The sequence below is a fragment of the Spirochaetaceae bacterium genome, assembly GCA_009784515.1.
Taxonomy (GTDB): domain Bacteria; phylum Spirochaetota; class Spirochaetia; order WRBN01; family WRBN01; genus WRBN01.
Window position 1 is genome coordinate 1 of record WRBN01000005.1, and the last position, 22,630, is coordinate 22,630.

The 22,630-nt window shown below is 42.2% G+C and carries 21 protein-coding genes; 14 read left to right on the forward strand and 7 right to left on the reverse strand.

Features of this window, described 5'->3' with window-relative positions; translation table 11 throughout:
- The 7 genes from FWE37_01070 to phoU all read left to right on the forward strand — a co-directional run.
- A partial coding sequence (locus FWE37_01070) for a hypothetical protein (GenBank protein MCL2519583.1) occupies positions 1 to 398 on the forward strand: 398 nt, incomplete at its 5' end.
- A 31-nt stretch (positions 399 to 429) separates the two neighbouring features.
- The gene (locus FWE37_01075; protein MCL2519584.1) at positions 430 to 822 is read left to right on the forward strand and encodes a hypothetical protein; all 393 of its coding nucleotides are present in this window, start codon (positions 430 to 432) and stop codon (positions 820 to 822) included.
- A 71-nt stretch (positions 823 to 893) separates the two neighbouring features.
- Positions 894 to 1,040, forward strand: coding sequence for a hypothetical protein (locus FWE37_01080; GenBank protein MCL2519585.1), 147 nt, complete (start codon positions 894 to 896; stop codon positions 1,038 to 1,040).
- A gap of 151 nt (positions 1,041 to 1,191) precedes the next feature.
- A complete protein-coding gene (gene pstC / locus FWE37_01085) occupies positions 1,192 to 2,055 on the forward strand; it encodes a phosphate ABC transporter permease subunit PstC (GenBank protein ID MCL2519586.1) in 864 nt (287 codons plus the stop codon).
- Complete coding sequence (pstA, locus tag FWE37_01090) at positions 2,055 to 3,482, forward strand: phosphate ABC transporter permease PstA (protein ID MCL2519587.1); 1,428 nt, start codon at positions 2,055 to 2,057, stop codon at positions 3,480 to 3,482. Before pstC ends, pstA begins: the two co-directional genes overlap by 1 nt.
- Before the next feature lie 16 nt (positions 3,483 to 3,498).
- Positions 3,499 to 4,257 carry a phosphate ABC transporter ATP-binding protein PstB gene (gene pstB, locus FWE37_01095; protein MCL2519588.1) on the forward strand — a complete coding sequence of 253 codons (759 nt, stop codon included), beginning with the start codon at positions 3,499 to 3,501 and terminating at the stop codon, positions 4,255 to 4,257.
- Between the two features lie 11 nt (positions 4,258 to 4,268).
- Positions 4,269 to 4,922, forward strand: coding sequence for a phosphate signaling complex protein PhoU (gene phoU, locus FWE37_01100; protein ID MCL2519589.1), 654 nt, complete (start codon positions 4,269 to 4,271; stop codon positions 4,920 to 4,922).
- 302 nt (positions 4,923 to 5,224) lie between these two features.
- Here phoU and FWE37_01105 read toward each other — a convergent pair whose 3' ends face one another.
- Positions 5,225 to 5,836 (reverse strand): hypothetical protein, encoded by a 612-nt coding sequence (locus FWE37_01105; GenBank protein MCL2519590.1) that lies wholly within the window; start codon positions 5,834 to 5,836, stop codon positions 5,225 to 5,227.
- Between the two features lie 18 nt (positions 5,837 to 5,854).
- Complete coding sequence (locus FWE37_01110) at positions 5,855 to 7,636, reverse strand: hypothetical protein (GenBank protein ID MCL2519591.1); 1,782 nt, start codon at positions 7,634 to 7,636, stop codon at positions 5,855 to 5,857.
- A 238-nt stretch (positions 7,637 to 7,874) separates the two neighbouring features.
- On the opposite strand from FWE37_01110, the gene FWE37_01115 reads away from it, so the two are divergent.
- The gene (locus tag FWE37_01115) at positions 7,875 to 10,031 is read left to right on the forward strand and encodes a methyl-accepting chemotaxis protein (protein ID MCL2519592.1); all 2,157 of its coding nucleotides are present in this window, start codon (positions 7,875 to 7,877) and stop codon (positions 10,029 to 10,031) included.
- 255 nt (positions 10,032 to 10,286) lie between these two features.
- Here the strand turns inward: FWE37_01115 and FWE37_01120 are convergent, their stop codons facing one another.
- Both FWE37_01120 and FWE37_01125 read right to left on the reverse strand, forming a co-directional pair.
- A complete protein-coding gene (locus tag FWE37_01120; GenBank protein MCL2519593.1) occupies positions 10,287 to 10,949 on the reverse strand; it encodes a hypothetical protein in 663 nt (220 codons plus the stop codon).
- A 220-nt stretch (positions 10,950 to 11,169) separates the two neighbouring features.
- Positions 11,170 to 11,592, reverse strand: a complete 423-nt coding sequence (locus tag FWE37_01125; protein MCL2519594.1) for a hypothetical protein — start codon at positions 11,590 to 11,592, stop codon at positions 11,170 to 11,172.
- Positions 11,593 to 11,862: 270 nt separating this feature from the next.
- Here FWE37_01125 and FWE37_01130 point away from each other — a divergent pair, with 270 nt between their 5' ends.
- Positions 11,863 to 12,117 carry a hypothetical protein gene (locus tag FWE37_01130; GenBank protein MCL2519595.1) on the forward strand — a complete coding sequence of 85 codons (255 nt, stop codon included), beginning with the start codon at positions 11,863 to 11,865 and terminating at the stop codon, positions 12,115 to 12,117.
- A gap of 42 nt (positions 12,118 to 12,159) precedes the next feature.
- Here FWE37_01130 and FWE37_01135 read toward each other — a convergent pair whose 3' ends face one another.
- From FWE37_01135 to era, 3 genes are all read right to left on the reverse strand, one after another.
- Positions 12,160 to 12,321, reverse strand: a complete 162-nt coding sequence (locus FWE37_01135) for a hypothetical protein (GenBank protein MCL2519596.1) — start codon at positions 12,319 to 12,321, stop codon at positions 12,160 to 12,162.
- A 256-nt stretch (positions 12,322 to 12,577) separates the two neighbouring features.
- Positions 12,578 to 16,852: an acyl-CoA dehydratase activase gene (locus FWE37_01140; protein ID MCL2519597.1), complete on the reverse strand. Its 4,275-nt coding sequence runs from the start codon at positions 16,850 to 16,852 to the stop codon at positions 12,578 to 12,580.
- Positions 16,853 to 17,002: 150 nt separating this feature from the next.
- Positions 17,003 to 17,893 carry a GTPase Era gene (era, locus tag FWE37_01145; GenBank protein MCL2519598.1) on the reverse strand — a complete coding sequence of 297 codons (891 nt, stop codon included), beginning with the start codon at positions 17,891 to 17,893 and terminating at the stop codon, positions 17,003 to 17,005.
- A 136-nt stretch (positions 17,894 to 18,029) separates the two neighbouring features.
- Between era and FWE37_01150 the strand changes: the two genes are divergently transcribed.
- The 5 genes from FWE37_01150 to cas3 all read left to right on the forward strand — a co-directional run bounded on the left by FWE37_01150 (position 18,030) and on the right by cas3 (position 22,629).
- Positions 18,030 to 18,338, forward strand: a complete 309-nt coding sequence (locus FWE37_01150) for a hypothetical protein (GenBank protein ID MCL2519599.1) — start codon at positions 18,030 to 18,032, stop codon at positions 18,336 to 18,338.
- A complete protein-coding gene (locus FWE37_01155; GenBank protein MCL2519600.1) occupies positions 18,331 to 18,684 on the forward strand; it encodes a hypothetical protein in 354 nt (117 codons plus the stop codon). The genes FWE37_01150 and FWE37_01155 overlap by 8 nt, the downstream gene beginning before the upstream one ends.
- The gene (locus FWE37_01160; protein ID MCL2519601.1) at positions 18,665 to 19,711 is read left to right on the forward strand and encodes an ATP-binding protein; all 1,047 of its coding nucleotides are present in this window, start codon (positions 18,665 to 18,667) and stop codon (positions 19,709 to 19,711) included. The genes FWE37_01155 and FWE37_01160 overlap by 20 nt, the downstream gene beginning before the upstream one ends.
- A 3-nt stretch (positions 19,712 to 19,714) precedes the next feature.
- On the forward strand, positions 19,715 to 20,113 hold the full coding sequence (locus FWE37_01165) for a rod-binding protein (GenBank protein ID MCL2519602.1): 399 nt from the start codon (positions 19,715 to 19,717) through the stop codon (positions 20,111 to 20,113).
- A 185-nt stretch (positions 20,114 to 20,298) separates the two neighbouring features.
- Complete coding sequence (gene cas3, locus FWE37_01170; protein MCL2519603.1) at positions 20,299 to 22,629, forward strand: CRISPR-associated helicase Cas3'; 2,331 nt, start codon at positions 20,299 to 20,301, stop codon at positions 22,627 to 22,629.
- Position 22,630: the final 1 nt, after the last annotated feature.

A 22,630-nucleotide genomic window follows, 5' to 3' on the forward strand; every position in this document is an offset into this window, starting at 1 on the left:
CCGATTTTGCCGATGGTGAGGTGGCCCGGCTTAGTTTTCCTAATAATTTAAGCAGTCTTAAAAACGGCCGGGCAGGTAATGCTCTTTTTGCCTTTAACGAAGAAGGTAAACAATGCGAACTTACTTTGCGTTTACTTAAAGGTTCGGCCGACGATAGGTTTTTAAATGGCTTGCTGAGCGATATGTTACAGCAAGGAGTAGCCTTTAAGCTGCTTAACGGCAAGCTGGTTAAAAAGTTGGGCGATGGTTACGGCCATATTCAGGAAGAGCAATATCTTTTAACCAACGGGGCCTTTAAACGCGGAGTAGACAATCAAAGTAACGCCACTGGGGCGGTAGAGCAGGCGATAGCTGTTTATCAATTACACTTTAGCGCCGCACCGCGTTTAATCGCTTAAATAAAGAGTAATTTTTATAGGAGAAACAACAATGACTAAAATTTTACCCAGCGGCGCCGAGCTGCAATTTGCCGGCCCGCCCTTTAATGAAGCTGTGGCTTTATTAGAGGCGGTACTAAAAGAAGGGCAAAACTTTAATTTAACCCTAGAGAGTTTAAAAACTTTGGCAAAGCTAAATATAGATGATATTTTAACGGCAGATAGTTTTAATCAATTTAAAACAATGATAATTGCTTTGCTTACCAGCCCACAGGTGCTAAAGGCTTTAAAGAGTTGCGGGGCGAGAGCTTTGTATAATAACAGCCGCCTTAATAACTTTGAGTGCCTAGAGGAGGAGGATAAGAGGCAAGATTACTTTTTTATATTGTTTAATTTGGCCGGCCAGAGTTTAGCCCCTTTTTTCAAAGGCCTCGCTATTGCTTAGTTAATAGTAGCGAGGCTGCCTCTACAGCTATTAGGCCGCCGGTAAATTTTAACGGCGGCGAATATCGGGCGGTGCTTTATCAGCTGGCTTATTGCGGCTACGGCAGTGTGGCCGGCTTGCAAAAGATGCCTGCCGGTGAGGTAATGGATATTTGGCACTACGAATGTTTTAGGCATAGTTATAAACAAGCTTTTATCGAGGCGAATAGGCAGGGGTAGGTATTTTAATTTTTAAAGGGTTAGTTCCCCGCCTTTTAGGGGCGGGGAATGTTATTTTAAAGGTAGCTATCCCTTTATCGATAGCAAAGGTGAACAAAAGCGCTGGGCCACCTTGACACTAACTAGGTAAACTTGTATCATTCCAAAAAAGATGAAACGTTCTTACATTATTGCTAGTGTTATGAAATGGGTGTTACTAGCCTTTACAATGATAGCGGCCGGTACTACTTTTTTTATTGTCATTTTTATAGCGATGCGCGGGTTACCGCTTTTTGCTAGCTTTTCGCCGTTGCAATTTTTGTTTAGCGCCAGCTGGCTGCCCACCGCCGCTGAGCCTAGCTTTGGTATAGCAGCCTTTATTGTAGGTACTTTTCAGGTAACTTTACTGGCTTTAGTTATTGCCATTCCGATTAGTTTAGCTTCGGCCATTATTATGGCTTATCTTACCCCGCCTAAAATAGCGGGTTTTTTTCGTTTAATGGTTAGCCTTTTAGCCGGTATTCCTAGTGTGGTTTATGGCTTTTTTGGTATAGTGGCCGTAGCCCCGTTTATCCGCGAGCATATTGGCGGTAACGGTTTTAGTATTTTAACGGCCGGTGTTATATTGGCGGTAATGATTATCCCTACTATCGTGAGTGTTAGCGAAACCAGCTTGCGTGCCGTAGCCGATGAGATTAAAATGGGCAGCTTAGCGCTTGGGGCCACTTTGTGGCAAACTATTGTGCGTGTGTTGCTGCCATCGGCTAAAAGCGGTATTAGCGCCGCCATTGCTTTAGGTATGGGCCGGGCGATGGGCGAAACTATGGCCGTGCTTATGGTAGCCGGTAATGCCCCAGTCATTGCCCGAAGTTTAACCGGTATGGGGCGTACTTTAACGATGAATGTGGTAAACGAAATGGGCTATGCCAGCGGCACCCATTTATCGGCGTTGTTTGCTACGGCTTTAGTGGTGGTGGTTTTGGTGCTGCTGCTAAATTTATTGGTATCTTACATTAATAGGGAAAGCAAAAAATAATGGCTTTACGTTTTAAACGGCGCAAAAAAGTGCAAGAAAAATTTGCCTTTGCTTTACTTTATCTGCTGGCTTCGTTGGCTTTTGTGGCTTTATTTGGCATTTTAGGTTTTATTTTAGTGCGTGGCTTTTGGACCGATACCAACGATTTTTCGCAGTTTTTAGCCGAAACCTCCGAGAGTTATCTTTATAACGATGAAGAATGGCAGCTGGTGGTTAATAGAGGAGTGCGGCTTAGGCGCATAACTACCGCCCAAATGAACGATGTGGCCGATGGTAATTTAATTAATTATACTAATTTAAGTGGGCAAGATTTATTTATTAGGCCTATGGTATTAATTAATACCGAGCAATTAACAGAGGCGCAAGCCCACCTCCAGCAGCTCGGGGCTTTTATTTATGGCCCGCAAAATTTAACCGGCCGGCTTGTCGGTGGCAGGGTAGTGCCGGTTAGGCAGTGGCAGTTAGTGGCTAATAACGCTGTTTTTGGGGATAGACGCACGATTGCTACCTTAACGGCGGCCGAGCAGCAGCAGTTGTTAGAGGGCGGGATAACTAATTGGCAGCAGCTTAACGGTGAGAATTTAGCCGTTATTAAAGCTTATAGCCTTGCCGAATTACAGGCTAATCCTAGCGCTTTTATGCAAACCACTTTTTTTGAATCTAATCAGTTAGATGATGTACGGGTTATTAATGTGTGGGCCCGGCGGCAAGAGCCCAATTTAACGCTTAGTATGCTTATAGAGGCGCCGCGTATGGCTGGGGCCGCCGGCGGTTTTTCTACCATCATTTTAAATACCATTTATATGATAGCTTTATCGCTGCTGATAGCGGTACCTTTTGGCGTAGGCACAGCCATTTATTTAACGCATTACGCCAAAAAAGGCAAACTGGTTAAAGTACTACGTACTTTAATTGATATTTTAGCGGGTATTCCTAGTATTATTTTTGGTTTATTTGGGTTTATTATTTTTGTGGGGATACTGGGTTTTGGGATTGGTTTATTAAGCGGCTGTTTAACTTTAAGTTTAATGTTGTTGCCTACTTTAATGAAAAATGCCGAAGAAGCCTTAAAGACGGTACCGGCCGGTTATAAAGACGGCAGCCTTGCTTTAGGGGCTAATCTATGGCAAACGGTTTTTTTTGTGCTTATTCCGGCGGCACGTAACGGGATACTTACCGGTATTGTTTTGGCGGCCGGGCGGGTAATGGGCGAAAGCGCCGCTTTAGTGCTTACTATGGGCTTTGATTACGGGGCGGCCAGCTCGCTGTTTAGCAGCAGCCGGGTATTAACCACCCACTTATATATGTTAATCCGCGAAGGTATCTCTATCGAAAGAGCTTTTGCGGTGGCGGCATTACTGGCCATTATTGTGCTGGTTACCAACTTTTTAGCCAGTAAGTTAATTAGTGGGCGCAAAAACGCTTAAAAAAGCAGGAGAACCAATGGAAACTAATATAGTTTTTGAGGTAAAAAATTTATCGTTATTTTATGGAGCGTATCAGGCTTTGCATAATATTTCGTTAAATATAAATAAAAACAAAGCAACGGCGTTAATTGGGCCATCGGGCTGTGGTAAAACCACTTTTTTAAGAACCCTTAACCGCATGCACGAACTTATAGAAGGCTGCCGTATAGAGGGTAAAATTCTTTTAGAAGGGCGCGATATTATTAAAGATTACGATGCCATTAATTTGCGCAACCACGTGGGTATGGTTTTTCAAAAACCCAACCCTTTTCCTATGACTATTTACGATAACATTGCTTACGGGCCGCGCTTGCGCGGGGTTAAAAAGCGCCATTTGCTTGATGAAATTATCGAAAAAGCCCTTAAAGATGCCAACTTATGGAGCGAAGCCAAAGATAGGCTGCGCCGCAGCGCGCTTGGCCTTTCGGGCGGGCAGCAGCAGCGCCTATGTATTGCCCGTGCCCTTGCCACCGAGCCCAGCGTGCTGTTAATGGACGAGCCGACCAGCGCCCTCGACCCGATTTCCACCGGCCATATCGAGGAGCTTATCGATAGCTTAAAAGAAAAATATACGGTAGTAATTGTAACCCACAATATGCAGCAAGCGGCGCGTATTTCGGATTATACGGCCTTCTTTTTGTTAGGCCATATCGAAGAAGCCGGCGAAACAACGCAAATTTTTAGTAAACCTAAAAGTAAGAAGACCGAAGATTATATCTCGGGGCGTTTTGGCTAAGCGGAGGAAAGATGACACGTACACGATTTACCAAAAAATTAGTAGAAATAAGAATGGCCGTAGTAACTATGCACGAGCTGGTGGAGCAGGCTTTAAAATCGCTTATCCCTGTCCTTCAAAATGGTTTACTAGATGAAGCCGAACGTATTAAGGCCGGCGATGTAGAAATTAATAAATTAGAAGGAAAAATCTTCGATTTATGCGCTAGCGCTATCGTTACCGAGCAGCCGGTAGCCCAAGATTTACGGCGGGTTATTTCGTCTTTAAAAATTGTGGCCGACCTTGAACGTATCGGCGATTATGCCGCTAACATAGCCAAGCAGCTGCTTAGCTACCCGCATTCGGTACGCGTGATTAAAGAGGTAGATTTTTTACCAATGATTGAGCAAGGCGTTGCTCAGCTTAGCTCGGCTATCAGCAGTTATGTGAATGATGATACCGGCGAGGCGCGGTTAGTGGCCGCCGAAGACCGTAAGATGGATAAATTATTTGATGAAGTAATGGAGCGGGTAGCTAACGAACTGGCCGGGCAAAGCGAACCGGCCCGCGAATCTTGGCTGCAAATAGCTATTATCGGCCGTTACCTCGAGCGACTGGGCGACCATGTAACCAATATTTGCGAGTGGACCGTTTATAGCGTAGAGGGCGAACTGGTAGAGCTTTAATTTAATAAGCTCATTAAACCATTTTCACTTAAACTTAAACTAGCCTCCCCATTACTAATCTCTAACACCCCCTTCTTTAGGTGAAGGAGCCGCCCTCATAGTCCTCTCCCTATCAGGCCGCGCCGGGTTTAACGACATTCCTACAGGTGAAAGTTAAAAGTTAAGAATTAAAAAACTTTCAGTTATCAGTTTTCAACTATCACTTGGCTTTTAGCCGGGTTGACGGCGGTAATAATACCTAGAAAATTAAGAAGTAAGAATTGGAAGGCGCTAGTTCTTAATTATTAATTCTTACTTTTTAATTAAAATACATTAGCCGGGCTAGGAAACACCAAAGCTGTGCCGCGTAAAAGGGCGGCTTCGGGACTGTTGGGGAAAAGAGTTTGGATACGAACCACCAGCGGCATGGCCTCGTTTATTTGCCTAAGCCGTATATGGTAGCGGTAAATAGCAAACAGCAAAGCGGCATCGGCGTGGTTGCCAATAAAGTTATTTTCATTTTGTAACAATCTTGTGCCGGCAGTGGCATTACCTTGCAGGCCGTAGATGGTAAAAGTTAGGCTTAAAGCCCGGTTTCTTTCGTTATTATTAAGCGGCATACGTGCCAGCTGATTAATTATGGCTATAGCTACGCTAAGTTCACCCAACTCGATGGCTAAAAAGCCGGCTCTAAGCGCTAAAAGATGGTTGACGGGGCGGCTGTAAAAGTAAGCCTGTTGGTAAGCTAATTGCGCCTCTTTTAAATTACCGGCTAACTCGTGGCTAATAGCTAATTGGTGGTTAAGGGCACTGCGCTCTTCTAAGCTTAAGGGCCCCTCCAAACGTTGCTGCAAAGCGCTAATATTAATGTTGTTTTGCCCCCAGCTAAGAGGGGCCATAACAAATAAAAGAGAGCCTAATAGGTATTTAAACATAGTACTCCCCTTATGATATTAACGGCTAATGTTAATGGTAGATACCGTAGCTAAAGTGGTTCTATCCATAATAACAATTTGACCGCGCCCGGTGTAGGTAGCATAAATAAAGTTACCGTAAACAGTTATGGTGGTATCGGCATCTAGCTGGGCAACACTGGTAGCCGTTAAGTTAAGCTGTTGGTCAAAACGGCCTAAGAAGAAGTTATTGCCAACCACAGTTACCGCCAAAATATTACCGGCATCGTTGACGATAAAACTATTCCAGTAAATATTTTGCCCTTCGCTGTTGTGGATAGGCTGTAAGGTTTGCAAATCAAACATTGTTAAGTTATGGCCGGAGGCATGGTTTACGTCCATCGCGGTGATAGAGACAACCCCGCCGCTAAAAGCTAAAAATTGCCGGCTGCATATTTCCAGCGAGCTGGTAGCCATTATCTCGCCGGCTACCGGGTTAATGGCCAGTAAACGATTACGGTAATGGCCGTTTAAAAAACGTTCCGATACGTCCATAAAGTAAAAGATACCGCCTACCATCGGGCTAATACCATCTAGCTGTTGCTGGGCTTGGGCTAACTGCTGTTGAGTATCCACCAAAGTTTGGGCGGTGGTAGCAGGGTCGGCAATGGCTTGCTGCGTAGCTTGGTCAACGGCCAGTTGTTGTTGCTCTTGCTGTATTTGCTGGGCAATTTGCTGGTTTTCGGTGGCTAACTGCTCATTTTGGTTTTGCAACTGTTCGGTTTGCTGCTGAGTTTGGTCGGCGGCTTGCTGAGCCTCTTCAGCTTGCTGCTGGGCTTCCTCGGCTTGTTCTTGGGCCTCATCGGCCGTTTGCTGAGCTTGGTTGGCTGCTTGTTGGGCTTGATTGGCTTGTTCTTGTAGCTGGGCGGCATTAGGGTCGCCGGCAGCTAAAGCTTCATCGGCGGCCTGCTGAGCTTGGTCAGCTGCTTGCTGGGCTTGGTTAGCTTGCTCTTGGGTTTGATTAGCCTGTTGTTGGGCTTGGTCGGCTTGCTGGCCTGCTTGTTCAGCTTGCTGTTGCAGCTGCGGCAGTTGCTCTTGGTTTTGGGCAATTTGCTCTTCGTTGGCAGTAATAGCGGCTTCGTTTTGGTCGATAGCATCGGCCCTAATCTCTTGTAAGGCCTCGCGCATATCAATGGCCATATCGGCCTCTTCGTTGCGGGCTGCCGCCGTTACCTCGCTGCCAAGCACACTAATGGCCATTGTAGAGGCATCTACTAACGGAATAATAAAAGCGGTATTCCCGGCCCATTCATTCCAAAAGCGCGAAATACCGGCGTTTTGTGCCGTTACGTAATTAAAGACGGCAGGTTTGTAAACGGTTTGTAAAAAAGCTACATCGCCACGGTAAACGGCGTTGTAAAAAGAGAGGAAGTAAGCTAACACATTAGCATCTTCAAAGCTGTAATCGTAACGTGCCTGCAAAAAGCCGGCAACAATTTGCCGTACATTACGGATATGGTCTACCCTTGCTTGAGGGTCTATAAATAAAATGGCTGCCGAAAAAAGGCCGTCGTTAATATCATCGCTTACCTCTATAATAGAGTAGCGGTTGTTAATGGTATGCAGTTGGTTAGGGGTAGCCGACGAGGCTAGAGCCAAGCCTTGCCCAATGGCCCGTATTTGCGAGGCGCTTTCGTTGACGGTAACGGGGCCGGTAAAGTTGACAAACTGTATATTAGCATTACGCGTGCGGTAAATTTCTTCCACCGCAACTTCTAGGGCGTTTACCAAAAATATGCTGATAAACAGGCCAATTATCAGCCCTAATATACCTTTTTTCATCTTTTTTTATCCTCCACACTTTTTTACTTTATCGGCATTTTAACTGCTGCGCATAAATAAAAATTAACCATATATAAGGCTAGAAAAAATGATTAAAATTATGGTATATTTTAGTGGCGAATAGCCGGTTAAAGGGTAGTAAAGCAGCTGTATTTATGCTATATTGTATTATAAACTGAAATTTAAATAAAATGTTGTAGTCTAATCTAATGCGTTTTTCAATAAGGAGTTTTTTGTTATGATAAAGTTAAAGCTTAAAGGTTTTAGTATTTTAACTATCTGTGGTGTCTTAACTGTGCTGCTCTCCATAGGGGCGTTGGTTACCGGTTTGTTTACGCGCAACCGGGCTTTTGATAGCTCGGTTTATATTGCGTCCGGCGAAGCCAAGAGTATCTCTATCTCTACCGAGATGATATTTACCAATAAGTTTAACCATAGCGAAGCTATTGCCAGTGTGGTGCGTAATAATATTATCACCATAGCTCCCGAACAAAGGCGCGAAATAGTAAGCGGTAACGTTACGCGTTTTGTGCAAAGAATTAGAGATAATTTTGATTATTTATATGTGGTGCTGGAACCTAATGCCCTTGACGGCCTAGACAATCAGTTTATCGGCATTTTGGGCAGCGACCAAACGGGCCGTTTAGCTCTTTTTTATAATGGCAGAGGGCAGCTTTTGGATTTGCGCAGCGAGGTTTTTAACAGCAATTTATCTTATTATGCCGATGCCTTTCGCAGCGGCCGGCCGCAGTTGATAGAACCTACAGAGGTACGCGGCACGTCATCTATTACGGTAAGTGTGCCCATTACCAATGCCGAAGGGCAAAACATTGGGGTAGTAGGTATGGCTTTAAGTGTGGCGCAATTGCAAGATTATCTTATTAGCCGTGTGATTGAGATGTTTGGCCGTAGCGAAGGCATTTATAGTAATGTGATGACGCCTACTTTTTCCTCTATCGCCGGGATTCAGGGCAGCACAGCGGCTTATTTAGCTAATATTTGGCCGGCCCATATTGTGCAGCCGCTAGAGCGCTCCATTACTAACGGTACATCGTATCAAGGTGTTTTTTGGAATAACCGTATGCAAGACGATACTTTAATAGTAACTTACCCTTTAAGGATACCGGGGATTGATACCTTGTGGAGCGTAGGTTTTATCATTCCTATGACTATTGTTAATATCCCGGCCAATACGGTTTTGTTCTTTTCGTCATCTATTACCTTTTTTACTCTTTTAATATCTATCGTTATGGTTTTTATTTTAATGAGCTCTATTGTTAAGCCCATTACCAAAGTGGAACAATTAGCTAATACCATATCCAGCGGAGATTTGCGCTTAGATGTTGATGAAAAACTTTTAAAGCGGCACGATGAAATTGGCGGTATGTCTAAGGCTTTAAACCAAATGAAGCAGCAGTTAACCACCGTTATTGTTAATGCGCAGGCCAATACAAAGGCCGTTAGCGCCGGCAGCACCGAAATTAACGCCGCCGGCGCCAACATTGCGCATGGTAGCAGCGAGCAAGCGGCCAGCGCCGAAGAGATAGCCGCCAGCATAGAAGAAATGGCCAGCACCATTGTCAGTAATACTGAAAATGCCAATAATACCGAAAAAATTGCCGAAGAAGCTGCTCAAAATGCTTTAGCCGGCGGTGAAGCCGTAACTAAAACCATTACCGCGATGCGGGCCATTGCCGAAAAAATTGGTGTTATTGAGGGTATTGCCAGTCAAACCAACTTACTGGCCCTTAACGCCGCCATCGAAGCCGCTCGTGCCGGTGATGCCGGGCGCGGGTTTGCCGTTGTGGCCGGTGAGGTGCGCAAACTGGCCGAACGCAGCGCCCTTAGCGCCACCGAGATAAGCGCCCTCTCTAAAGAGAGCTTAATTATTGCCGAAAATGCCGGCAGTTTAATTACCGAGATTGTGCCGCAAATTCAACAAACGGCCGGGCTGGTACAAGAAATTGCCAGCGCCAGCCGCCAGCAACGTTTAGGGATAGACCAAATAGAAAAAGCCATGAGCCAATTAGATGCCACCACTCAAAATAATGCGGCCAGCGCCGAAGAGCTAGCTAGCAGCGCCTCTGTACTTATTGAGCAAACTAGCGCCCTGCAAAGAGAAATTGACTTTTTTAAAACCAATGCAGGAAGAAGTACTGCGGCTTTGCCATCACCTAGTCTACCGGCAGCTAGCCCTAAAATTAGCGCTGCTTCCAAACCAACAAGCGCCAAACCTTATAATCCTGCCGCCGTTAAACCAGTTAAGGCTCCTCCACCTAAACCCATTATAAAGAACGAAGTTAAAAAAGAGCTGTCCAAAGCAAGCCCTGCTAAAAGTAAGCCTTTACCGGCTTCGCCTACCGCAACCGATGATGACGATTTTATTAGTTTTTAATTAAGTGTAAAATAAATTAAAAAGTGAGAATTTTTATTTCTTACTTCTTAATTTTTACTGCTTTAAAGAGAGGTTTTAAGCTCTATATCGCCATTTAAATAACAAATAAATACTTTACATTAGTAATATATGCCAAAACTCATTCATTATCAATACAATTAGGTTATGTATCATAACTATGAAAGCTAACAAAAAATAAATCCCCTTAATGAATAAGGGGATTTATTTTAATTAATTTGAGGTATTAAAAAATATTTAAAAATTCCAAGCATAACCGGCGCGTAAAGCTACAAAATCGCGGATAAGGCGGTAATCAAGGTACCCATTGGTACTGTTGTAAAAATCTAGGCTAATACCAAAACGGCTGCGTAAGGCAATAATTAAACCACCGGGGCCAATAGGCAGTTCGATACCGGCTTCGGCTACACCGGCAAAATCCATATAAGGAAAGCCGACCGAAGTGTCATCGGCACTGCTATGTACCATAAAGCTATAGCCAATTTGCCCGCCAAGACTAGCGTAAAGATTGGCTAGCGGTATATTAATACGAAATAGAGTCTCTACCCCTAAGCTATTTATTTGGGTAGTAATATCGTTTCTGCTGGAAGTTTCCCAACTGCTCCAGCTGCCATCGGTACGTTCACGCGTTCTATGGTCGCTGCCAAGACTGTTAAAACCGCCGAAAGCTACGGCCACTTGTAAAGCCATAAGCGGATTAAAATTTAAATTAACAAAAAGCTCAATACCATTGGCTAACCCAAAATCCCTTACACTGGTGGCATCGCTGCCACTACCGGTAAAAGCAACGCTGTCAACAAAACCAATACCGCTGCCACCTTTTACACCAAGACCAACTCCTACTGCATAACTATTAGTTGCTATTAAACTAAGCAATACTAATAAAGCTATTTTTTTCATTCATTATCTCCTTTTATTTTTAATAAAAAATATTATACTTTATTTTTAGATAATTGTAAATACCTAAATTTATTTGTTATAATGAATATTGCTAAGTGTAATTGTTGTAAATATATAAAAGAGTAGTTATGTAATTTTTAAATGCTAAAAAATTTAGTTCTTAAGGTTTTGGGTTTTTTAATAAAAAAGCCTCCTTCATTAAAAAGGAGGCTTATAAAAATTATTTATTTAAACGGTGCTTAATTTTGTAGTTAAGCTCTTTGTGCCAACCGGCAATTAAGCCGCCAAGTAAATCTTGTACCGCTATATCGTTAGCAGTGTTACCGCTAAAATCGTTAAATAACTTAACGGCTAAATCGATAAGTTTACCGTATTCGGCTTCGGCAATTTTTAAGGCCTCCGGTGCGGTAAATTTTTTGTAAGGCATAGCGGGGATAGCTCCTAAAGCGGGGGTTTCACCCACACTATAGGCCAGCTCGATTACATCATCGTATTTTTCAAAAAGGTCGGTGTACAGGTCGCTAAATAAAAGGTGTAGGCCATCAAAACTACTGCCTTCGCCGCTAACGGCCCCAAAATGAATACTATGAAAGAGCTGCTCAGTCTCCTTCATTTTATTTGCAAGTTCAGCTATATTTGCCATTTGTTTAATCTCCTATGTTTTTAGGTTAAACTACCTTTAAGAATTTGTCAATACTTTTCGGCTAAAAAATGAGAATTATTATTAATTTAATTTTTAATTAAGATGATTATTATTTTTGTTTAAGATATGAAAGTGTTATAACGCTGATTATTAAATATTATTTATAAAAACACTTTTCAAAGAGGAGGTTTTGTGGTATACTACTCAAGCTAATCATTTTTATCTTTGATACACTTGGTTAAGTATTTGGATTATGGAGGTCATATAATTATGACAAAAGTTAAAAATTTACGCGGAACTGGTGGTTCCAGTACTAATTGGAAAGAGTATTGGGAAAAAGCAACTGGTAGAAAATTTGGGGATTGCTCACGAGAGGGTTGTAATGAAAAAGCGACTGATGGCGCCCATGTTAAAAAAGTAGGAGAAACTAATAAGCCATATATCGTGCCATTATGCCATACTTGTAATTTAGATTATGAAAGTGAATTTAATGTGAGAGATGCTGATTTAGTGCCAGTAAATTAATTTTTAAACAAAGCCTGTCAAAGCAGGCTTTAATTTTCAGTTTTAAAATTTCTGTAAATAACTAAAATTTATGTTTAAATCTTCAAAGATTTGCATCTTAATATCGGTTTGGTCGCGGTAAATACTTTCGGTATAACGGCCCTCGTCATTTAGTAAATAACAGTACACCCAGTAAGGGTTACGCACCACCCAATATTTGCACACCCCGGCCCGTTCGTAAGTAAGACGCTTTTTGCCTAAATCTTGTTTTAAGGGTAGCAGGCGAGCCTATTTCAATCACCAAGTTTGGTGCGTCTTCCATCTGGCGGGAGGTTGTCGTAATCTTCTATAGTGTAATAACGGTTTGCTGTAAGAGAGATATTGCCTATAATTATAGTATAGTTTACTTACAGGTAACTGTCAATGAAAAAAAAGACGGGCTAGGCCCGTCTTTTAAGCAATATTATTAAGGAGGTAACCTTTAACTATTTAATGATTGATGTGCTCCTCGTGCTAAAAAGCTTAAACGGTTGGCGATGTTTACCTCGCTGCTGCCGGCGTCCATATCGATGAACAACAGATTAAGTTTAGGGAAACGTTCCTTTAGTTTTTTCTCCAGCCCTTTGGCAATAATATGGTTGGCGATACAACCAAAGGGCTGCAAGCAAAGCACATCGTTAATGCCGTCTTCTATAAAGGTTACAATATCACCGGGTAGCAGCCAGCTTTCGCCAAATTGTATCATAAGGTCGATGGCAGTGGCGGCGTTTTCACCCAAGTGCACAATATCGTGGATAGGGCTAATGGTTAGTTTACTGCCTTCAATAACTTTGTTGGCTTTTTTAACTAATCCGGCTGTAAGCACACGGGCTAACTTTAAGGTTAAGAGCCCTTTAAAGCTATGTTCCTCCACATGAACGCTGGCGTTATATTTGCTTTCCACAATGGTAGATAAAAAGAAGTTAATAAGCGGCGGCAGTTCGGGCTCAATACCGTGCTCGATGAGCCACTGAGCAGTATAGTTATTGCTAAATTCGTTAAATTTAACGTAAATTTCACCCACAATCCCCACACGCGGCATGGCCTCTGTTTTGCATTCAATTTTATTAAATTCTGCCACTGCTTCTGCCGCTAACTTAAAGATATGGCCACTATGCTTGTAGTCGACACTTTTGCGGCCAAGCTCAATATACTTATTGGCTACCTTTAAAGCCCCGCCTTTAACTACTTCGCGGCTGGCTGTAGCCCAATAAAGTTTAGCTAAAATATCGCCGTAAAGAATACCAAGCAGGCAGTTCAACATAAAATCTGTGCGTTTAAAGATAAAGCCGGGCTGCTCGTGCATACCGCCTTTCGCATCAACGTGAGTAGTAATGGTTACAATGGGAACTTCGGCAAAGCCTGCATTAACGAGGGCTTTTTTTAGCATACTTACATAGCTGCTGGCACGGCACTGGCCGCCGGTTTGGGTTAAGGCGACGGCGGTTTTGGCTGTGTCATAGTTACCGCTTTGCAGCGCTTTAATGAGGTCGCCAATGACAATGGTAGCGGGGTAGCAAATATCGTTGTTGGCGTAGGCTAACCCCACATCGATACTGGCCCTATCGGGCATAGGTAATATCTCTAGCTGGTAGCCGGCTTTACGGAATGGCTCCACAATAAAGCTGGTATAAAAGGGGTTAAACTCCGGCGCAATGATGGTGCGGATTTTATCGTCCAGCTCAAAAATTTTTGGGCTAATCCTTTCCGTTTTTTTACCGCTAAAGCCGACGTCTCGCATTTTAAGGCTTTCAATCATACTGCGGATACGCAGCTTGACGGAGCCTGGGCTGGTTATTTCATCAATTTTAATAAGAGTTGGGTTTTTACCGTAACTGTTAAGCAGGGTTTTTACCTCATCAACTACCACCGCGTCCGGGCCGCAGCCAAAGCTATTCATCTGTACAACTTGCACATTGGCTTGCTGTGCCGCCCATAAAGTGGCCTCATAAATACGGTTGGGGTAACCCCATTGCGTGAGCACCTCTACTTCATCAAGGCCGGGTCGTTCGTCTAGCGGCAGGCAGTCTTCGGTAAGTACGTGTACGCCCAGCGCGCTAATCATCTCCGGTAATTTATGGTTGACGAGGCTATCCACGTGATAGGGACGGCCCAATAACATAATGACAAGGCTGTTACCGGAACGGGCTTTAGCGATAACTTCTGCGGCCTTAAGCTGCAAGGTTTCGTTATAATCGGCTTTAGATTTTAAAGCAGCTTTGTAAGCTTTTTTAAAGGCGGCCTCCGGCACTTTAAGTATGTCAACAAAGTAAGCTTTCGCACTGTCATATTGAAGCTTAGGGGTATTAAAGGCCATCGGTGGCTTATCAAAAGGGATACCGTATTTGGCCTGCGGGTTAATGGCGCTGGCGATAACCTCTGGGTAGCCGGTAACCACCGGACAGTTGTATTGGTTGAGGGCATCTTCGTATTCGGTTTTACCAAAAAAGACCATGGGGTAAAAAATGCGGTCTACTTTGGCTTCGCACAGCTCGATGATGTGGCCGCCGGCAATTTTGGCGGGGAAGCAGATATTTTCGCTCATCACGCCGCCGTAACCTTTTTCGGCCAGCGCCACCGTGCTGGGGCTGCTAAGTACTACATCAAAGCCGCAGTGTGTGAACAAGGTGTGCCAGTAGGGGTAATCCTCCCACATATTGAGCACACGCGGGATACCAATGCGTCCTTTTTTAGTCGATACGGCCTCATTGGGACGGTTAAAAAGTAGCTCACGTTTATAATCGTGCATATTAAAGCCAATTTCATCGGAATTTAAATGATTGGTAAAATTTTTTTCACATTTATTACCGCTGTAAAATTTGCGGCTTTCACCCTCAAAGCTAATTTGAGTAATTTGGCACAAATTTTCACAGCCGCTACACTGTAAGCTACGGCGTGTGTTATTTTTAGCTTGGTCTAAATGGGTAAAGCCAATAAAAGTAGATTTTTCACCGTCTTTATAACGCTCTAAAGCTGTTAAAGCCGCGCCATAAGCGCCCATTAGCTCACAAATATCGGGGCGGGTAACTTCGTGCCCCACAATTTTCTCCAGCGCACGCAGCACGGCGGGGTTTTTAAAGGTGCCGCCTTGCACCACAATGTTGTCGCCCAGCAGGCTCATATCGGTAAGCTTTAAAACTTTATTAAAACAGTTTTTTACCACGCTGTAGGCAAGGCCGGCGCTAATATCACCTTGCGTGGCCCCTTCGCGTAAGCTTTGTTTTACTTTACTGTTCATAAACACGGTGCAGCGTGTACCTAAATCGCCCGGGTTTTGAGCAAGGCAAGCGGCTAAGGCGAAATCTTGCACACTTAGGCTAAGATTTTTAGCAAAAGTTTCGATGAAAGAGCCCGAGCCGGAGGAGCAGCTCTCATTAAGCTCAAGATTGTTAATAATGCCATCATTAATAAAGATGGCTTTCATATCTTGCCCGCCAATATCCAAAATGAAGCTGACGTTAGGGTTAAAGTGGCTGGCGGCGCGGTAATGGGCGATGGTTTCTACCAAGCTATCATCAAACTTGAAGGCAAAGTGGGTAAGTTCCTCACCGTAACCGGTGGTGGCGCTGCGCAAGATGGTAGGGTTGGTAACGCCTAAGGTAGCCAGCTCATCACGCACGGCACTTAGGCCGCGATGGACGGCATCGATGGGGTTTCCATTATTAGGACTGTAATTACGGGCTACCACTGCGCCATCTTTATTGATTAATACAATCTTAGTGGTAGTACTCCCGCTATCTATCCCTAAAAAATATTGATGGTTTTTAACATGCAGCGGCTCGGCTTTGGCCACCACATCTTGGCTGTTCTTTTTAGTTAGCCATTCCTCAAATTTTTTATTATTCTTAAAGAGCGGCTCTAAACGGGCCGATAGCTCGATGGCTACATCTTTGGTGGCGGTAATGCGGTTTATTAGGTTATCAAGCTCTTCTTCCGGCAAATTATTCGTGCTTAAAGCTGCACCTAAGGCCGGGATAAGTTCGGTGTGGGGCATATCAATAACGGCGCTTTCGTTAATTTTTAAAATGTCGTAAAAGGCTTTGCGTAGTTCGCTCATAAAGGTGAGCGGACCGCCGGCAAAGATAATTTTAGGCCGCACATCAAAGCCACGTGTTAAAGCGTTAATGGTTTGAAAGGCTACCGCCCGAAAGATACTGCTGGCAATATCGCCGGCCGGTATGCCGCGTGCGATAAGGTTTTGCACATCGGTTTTAGCAAAAACTCCGCAGCGGCTGGCGATAGGGTAGGTGGTGGCACTGGTTTTGGCTAAATCGTTCAGCTCTTCTACTTTATAGCCCAGCAGGGTGGCCATTTGGTCGATAAAGGCTCCTGTACCGCCGGCGCAAGCGCCGTTCATACGAATATCGGCTTTCATATCGGCGTTAAAAAAGATGATTTTAGCGTCTTCGCCGCCAATATCAATTAAGGTACGGCAATCGCGGTAACGCTGCTCAGCTACCACACCGGCGGCCACCACCTCTTGCTCAAAGTGAATGGCGGCGCGTTCGGCTACACCCATACCGGCTGTACCGGTGATGGCGGCGCTTAATTTAATGTTGCCGAATTGGTTTTTAATATCGGTTAATATTTCAATTAAAGTGGCAAAAATTTGGGTATTGTGGCGCACATATTTACTAAAAACTTGCTCGCCTTGTCTATTTAAGAGCACCGCTTTGGCGGTGGTAGAGCCTATATCTAGGCCTAAAAAGTGTTTCATGGGTCTCCTTATAGTAAGGTTAAGGCTTACTAGGTTGATGATAGTATACATGAAAAAGGGAGGGGTAGTCAATAAAGGAGGAAATACTATTATCACGGCCAATAAGCAGTATGGACTAGGTAAATTTGCTTTTCAATCTAAACACTCTCTTTAATTAAGCATAAATAACTTTTTAAGCACATCATCGTTATTGCGCCAAGCTTTATCGGCCTTTACTTTAATATCCAGCTCTATTTTATAAGGAAAGATTAAGCTTAATTCCTTTAAACTTGCCACGCGTATTTTGCGTAAAGTTAGTCCTTCCCGGCCTATCAGCATAGCCTTTTGACTTTCACGCTCTACCACCATAAAGAGACGCACCCAAAGTTTACTGCCGCGCATTTCCATATCGGCTATATCAATGTATAAAGCATGAGGCACTTCATTACGCAGCTGTTTAATAGCTTGTTCACGCAAAATTTCGCTAATACGCAGGGTCGGTTGCTGATCGGTATACATTTCGGCCGGGTATAAAGCCTCACTCTCCGGTAATAGTTCGATGAGCTGGGTGGTAAGTTCATTGAGGCCGGTTTTTTCTTGTGCCGAAATATGAACCGCTGTTATATCAGGTAAAAAGTGTTTAATAAATTGGTTGTAAAAAGGTAAATTACGGACGGCGTCTTCTTTATCTATCTTATTAAATGCTACTAATTTAGTCTTGCCGGTGCCGGCTACTAACTTGGCTACCTCTTCTTCTTCGGGGCCAAGTTTGCGGCTAACATCAATTAAATAGAGTATCGCGTCTGCATCTTCTAAGGCTCGTTTAGCTTCGGTAAATAAGTAATGATTAATCTTTTTATCACTTTTGTGCATACCGGGCGTATCAATAAAGACAATCTGCCCCTGCTCTTTATTCACAATAGCTCTAATATTACGGCGCGTGGTTTGCGGCAAGGGCGACACGATAGCGGTTTTGTAACCGGTTAAACTGTTGATGAGGCTGCTTTTTCCCGCCGATGGCCGCCCTACAATGGCCACAAAGCCGGCTTTAAAGTTGTTCATAGGGATAGTTTAGCTGATTTTAAAGCTTTTGTAAAGGTAAGCACAATTACCTTATAATACTTTTTAGTTTTGATATTAAATTTACTTGACAAGTTATTTATTCTAACCTATACTTACCCTAGTTAGGAGAAAAAATATGTTGCCGTTTTTAGGAATAATAGCTGCTGTATTAGGATTGATTACAATTATTGCTGTAATTGAACTTAAGTTTGAGGTAATTAAAGGTTGGTTTAGAGAAAAATCTACTTTGATGAATCGCAGTGATTCGAGCAAGGTGGCTTTTACACTTAAAGAAGGAATAAAAAAAGGAAAGTATAGAGTTGTTCAAGGAATTTTTGATAAGGAAAGCAATAAATTATTAGATGGGGTTAGATATGAAGCCGAAAGGCTTGACAATGAAATTGGGGAGCTTCATAGTAAGGATAAAATTGTCATTTATGAATAAAAACGATATTGAAGAGAGTGAAGCACAAATAGCTGTGCTAGAGGCTGGATTACCTACTTTAGGTGATTGTTGCAGCGACCTTATATTTTATTTTAAAGAACTAAAAAATGTTGCCGACATTTTCTTGGGTGTATGTCATGAATTTAGTACTGAATGTGAGAAAGTAGGGTATGAATTTAACCGCGCTGACTATGCGAGTCAGAATGATATTACGGAAAAAATTAAAAAATTTAGCGATAAAATAGAAGAATATAAAGAAGTAGAGGAGAGGCACTGCAATAATTTTAGTGAGATTATAAATTTATTGGAATTGAGAAGCCCTAAGCATGAACTTAATCTTAACTAACATTCCCGATTTTAATGAAAAAGACACTGTAAAATTTATTAACCGTGCTACAGCCACCCTAAATAAAATTTTGCCCAAAAAATACAGAAAAATTCACTCTGTAGAACTATCTCTTTATTCATCAAAAAAAGAAAATAATGAGAAAGAAAAATTTTCTATTTTAGCTCAAGAGCCTTTATACTCTTTTGAGCAAATTATTTTAGAGCCTAGCACCCTTAAAGAGCTAAACTATGCCATCAGGTTTGAAAGTGTTAAAAATAAAGTTTATAATGAGTGGGGACTTGCTCAAATAGAGCCTAATCCCAAATTAGCCTTAAATTTTCATGGCACTAGTGGTACTGGTAAAACTATGGCAGCACACGGTCTTGCGAAAGCAATGAGGCGCAAAATTATCTTAGTCAGCTATGCCGAATTGGAGAGTAAATATCATGGTGACGGCCCCAAAAATGTCAAGAAATTCTTTCAAATAGCCAGCGAAAATAATGCCGTATTATTTATCGATGAAGCCGATAGTCTGTTATCTAAACGACTTACTAATATAACACAAGGCAGTGAGCAAGCTATTAACTCTATGCGCAGCCAGCTGCTTATTCAAATAGAGCAGTTTAATGGAGTTGTTATTTTTGCTACTAATCTAGCCCAAAACTATGATAAAGCTTTTGTAACCCGTATAAGAAGTATTCACTTTAAAAAACCAACCCTCGAAATGCGTAAAAAGTTATGGCAAGCTATGCTTTTACCACAATTACCGCTTGATAAAGGCATTAATGTTAATGAGCTAGCGGTTATAGATGATATTTGCGGCAGGGACATAAAAAATGCTATCATTAAGGCTGCTGTTACAACAGCAATAGATGATAAATTATTTATAACCGAAGAACTATTAATAGAAGCATTAAAAGATATTAAGAAAACCAATTACCAAATTACTAGTAGTTCTCTTTTAGAGGAAGAAAAAGAAGCTATAACCACAAAAGTTAAAGCGGCTCTATCTATTAACAACTCCTTTCACCCTGCCGATAAATAAACCATGAATATACCTAGCCTTAACAGCAACCTAGATAACTTTAATAATGCCCGTACTCAACAGCAAGATGGGGCTATTAGCGGCCTGCGTGCCATAGCGGAAGTTGATGTAGCCGCACTAAGCCCCAGCGAGTTGGAAGCTATTAAAGCTAAAACCCAAGAGTTTGAAGGCTTGTTCATTAAAATGATGTTTGATGAAATGCGCAAAAGCCTAAACCCGCCCTCTTCGGGCAGTATGGCCCATGACCAAGGACGAGACATTTTTAATGATATGCTACATGACCAATACGCGCAAATGCTTAGCCGCAGCGGTGGCATTGGTATAGCCGATATGATATTTAGACAGCTAACCACCCCCGTGATACCGGCTAGTGAGATAGCAAGAAGGTATGGGGATAATTAATTGATAATATTTTTTTAAAAATAACTTGACGACTGGCTAAAAGATGGGTATAGTTTAGTAAATCTAAAGATAGGGGAAAGATTATACTAAAACCCGAATATATTCGCAACTACTACGCCCGCACTAAAACCGATAACTTTGGCAACACTATCGTAGGTGCACCCAAACAACTTCTTACAGACCATTTGGAGGAAGTTGCCAGACTCACCGCCGGCTTTTCAGCCAAACTTCAGCCTGTAATTAATAATAGTATTGATAGTAAACAATTAGGTTATTTGGCCGGCCTGTTGCACGATTACGGTAAGCTACAGTCCGCCTTTCAAAATAAGTTAAAGGGCATTAAAAGCGACTGTCCACACGCAGGCGCTGGAGCTAAGTATTTACTGGGTCAGCAAAATTTTAATCCCTTATTGAAAGACATTTTAATAAACATTATCGCCGCTCATCATGCCGGCCTTTACGATACCCTTGCCGCCGATAATAAACTGCAAAATGTTTTAAGCAAAGATTATGCCGAAACCAGTTACGCTAATAGTGTTGATTACCTTTTTTTAGAGAATGAACTTACTAAGTTTAACACAAAAGGTTCATTCTTTAACCCCGCACTAATTGATAAGGACGGGGCGGTAAATTTTAGCCTAACTTTCCTTAGCCGAATGCTCTTTAGTATGTTGGTTGATGCCGACCGTCTTGATAGTGAAGCCTTTAATGAAGAAGGTAAAGAAAATAATAAGGCCGAAAAACGTAAAGAATATAAAAAGATTAATGAACTGGCCAAAAAATTTTTGAATTATTATCAAAATAAATTTGGCAACTTAAAGCCCGATTTAGCCACCAAAGATGGCCTATTAAATAGCCAGCGTAGTGCCATTTATAACGAATGTTTAGCCGCTGCCGATAAACCCATCGGTCTGTTTAGTTTAACCGTGCCCACCGGTGGCGGTAAAACCTTAAGTAGTATGGTCTTTGCCTTAAAACATGCTATAAAGTACGGGCAAGAAAGGGTTATTTATGTAGCGCCCTTTACTGCTATTATCGACCAGAATGCGAATGAATATGCAAAAATTTTTGGTGAGGAAGAGGTATTAGCCCATTACAGCACCAACAATTATCAATTTAAAAATACTCATGAGGGCAAAGAAGAGCAAATTAACCACCGTGCCGAACTTGCTAGCGAAAACTGGGACGCACCCATTATTGTAACCACCGCCGTGCAATTTTGGGAGAGCCTCTTTTCGGCTAATCCTCAAAAAACGCGTAAAATTCATAACATATTAAACAGTGTGGTTATTTTAGATGAATGCCAGCTACTCCCCACCCAGTATCTTATCGCTTTGCTAGAAACCCTAAAGGAACTACCTAAATACAATACCAGCGTGGTGCTGTGTACGGCTACTCAGCCGGCTTTGTTACAAAGCCATTTACCTGCAAAAATAGCTGAAAAAGGTTTTGGGTTGCCCGAAAAAGATGTTACTGAAATCATCAATAATCCGCTGGAGCTAGCCAAACATTTTGAGCGGGTTACGATAGAGCTAAAAGAGCAAATAACTAAAGACAAGCTCATTAATGAGCTTGCAAACCTTAACCAAGTTTTGTGCATTGTTAGCACGCGTAGGTTAGCGCGTGAACTCTTTGAAGAGCTTAGCAAAGATAAAACTGAAAATGTTTATCATTTAAGTGCCTTAATGTGTGTACAGCATAGGTTAGAGATACTGGACAAAGTAAAAGAGTGTCTTAAAAATAACCAGCCCTGCCGCCTTGTTACCACTCAACTTATTGAGGCGGGGGTAGATATAGATTTTCCGGTAGTTTACCGTTATAAGGCGGGGCTAGATAGTTTGGTACAGGCCGCAGGCCGTTGTAACCGCAATAATAAGTTACCGCAGTTGGGGAAGTTTGTTATTTTTAGCTTGACTAGCGATGAGTACAAAGAGCCGCTACTCTTTCAAAAGCAAACAGAGACCTTTGAGATGGTAAAACGTAATTTTGCTACAGAAGAATTTTTTGCACAAAGTACTATTACTTTATATTTTAAAAAACTTTATAGTAAATATAGTTTAGATGAAAAAGAGGTTCATGAACTTTGTAAATGCAGTACAAGCTTTACTAAAAGCCTCTTTGAAACCGGCTATAGGGGCTATAATTTTGCCGGTGTTGATAAAAATTTTAAAATTATTGATAATGAACAATACTCTCTTATTATTCCTTACAATAATGCAGCTTTAGAATTAATTGAAGATTTACAAAAAATAATTGCAGAGAGAAAGCTAGGGCTAGATGAGAGGAAACCTAGAAGTATCAGTAAAATTTTAAAAAAACTTGCTAAAAGCCAAGTTTCGGTGTATGATAATACCTTTAGTAAGCTTAATAAATTAGGTGCTTTAATTCCGCTAGCTATTAACAAAGATAGCACGATTTATATTTTAAATAAAAATTATTATACAGATTGTTATAGTAGCAACTATGGCCTAAGTGAAGAGGCCGAAGCCGGTAAGCCCGAAGATTATATAATTTAGA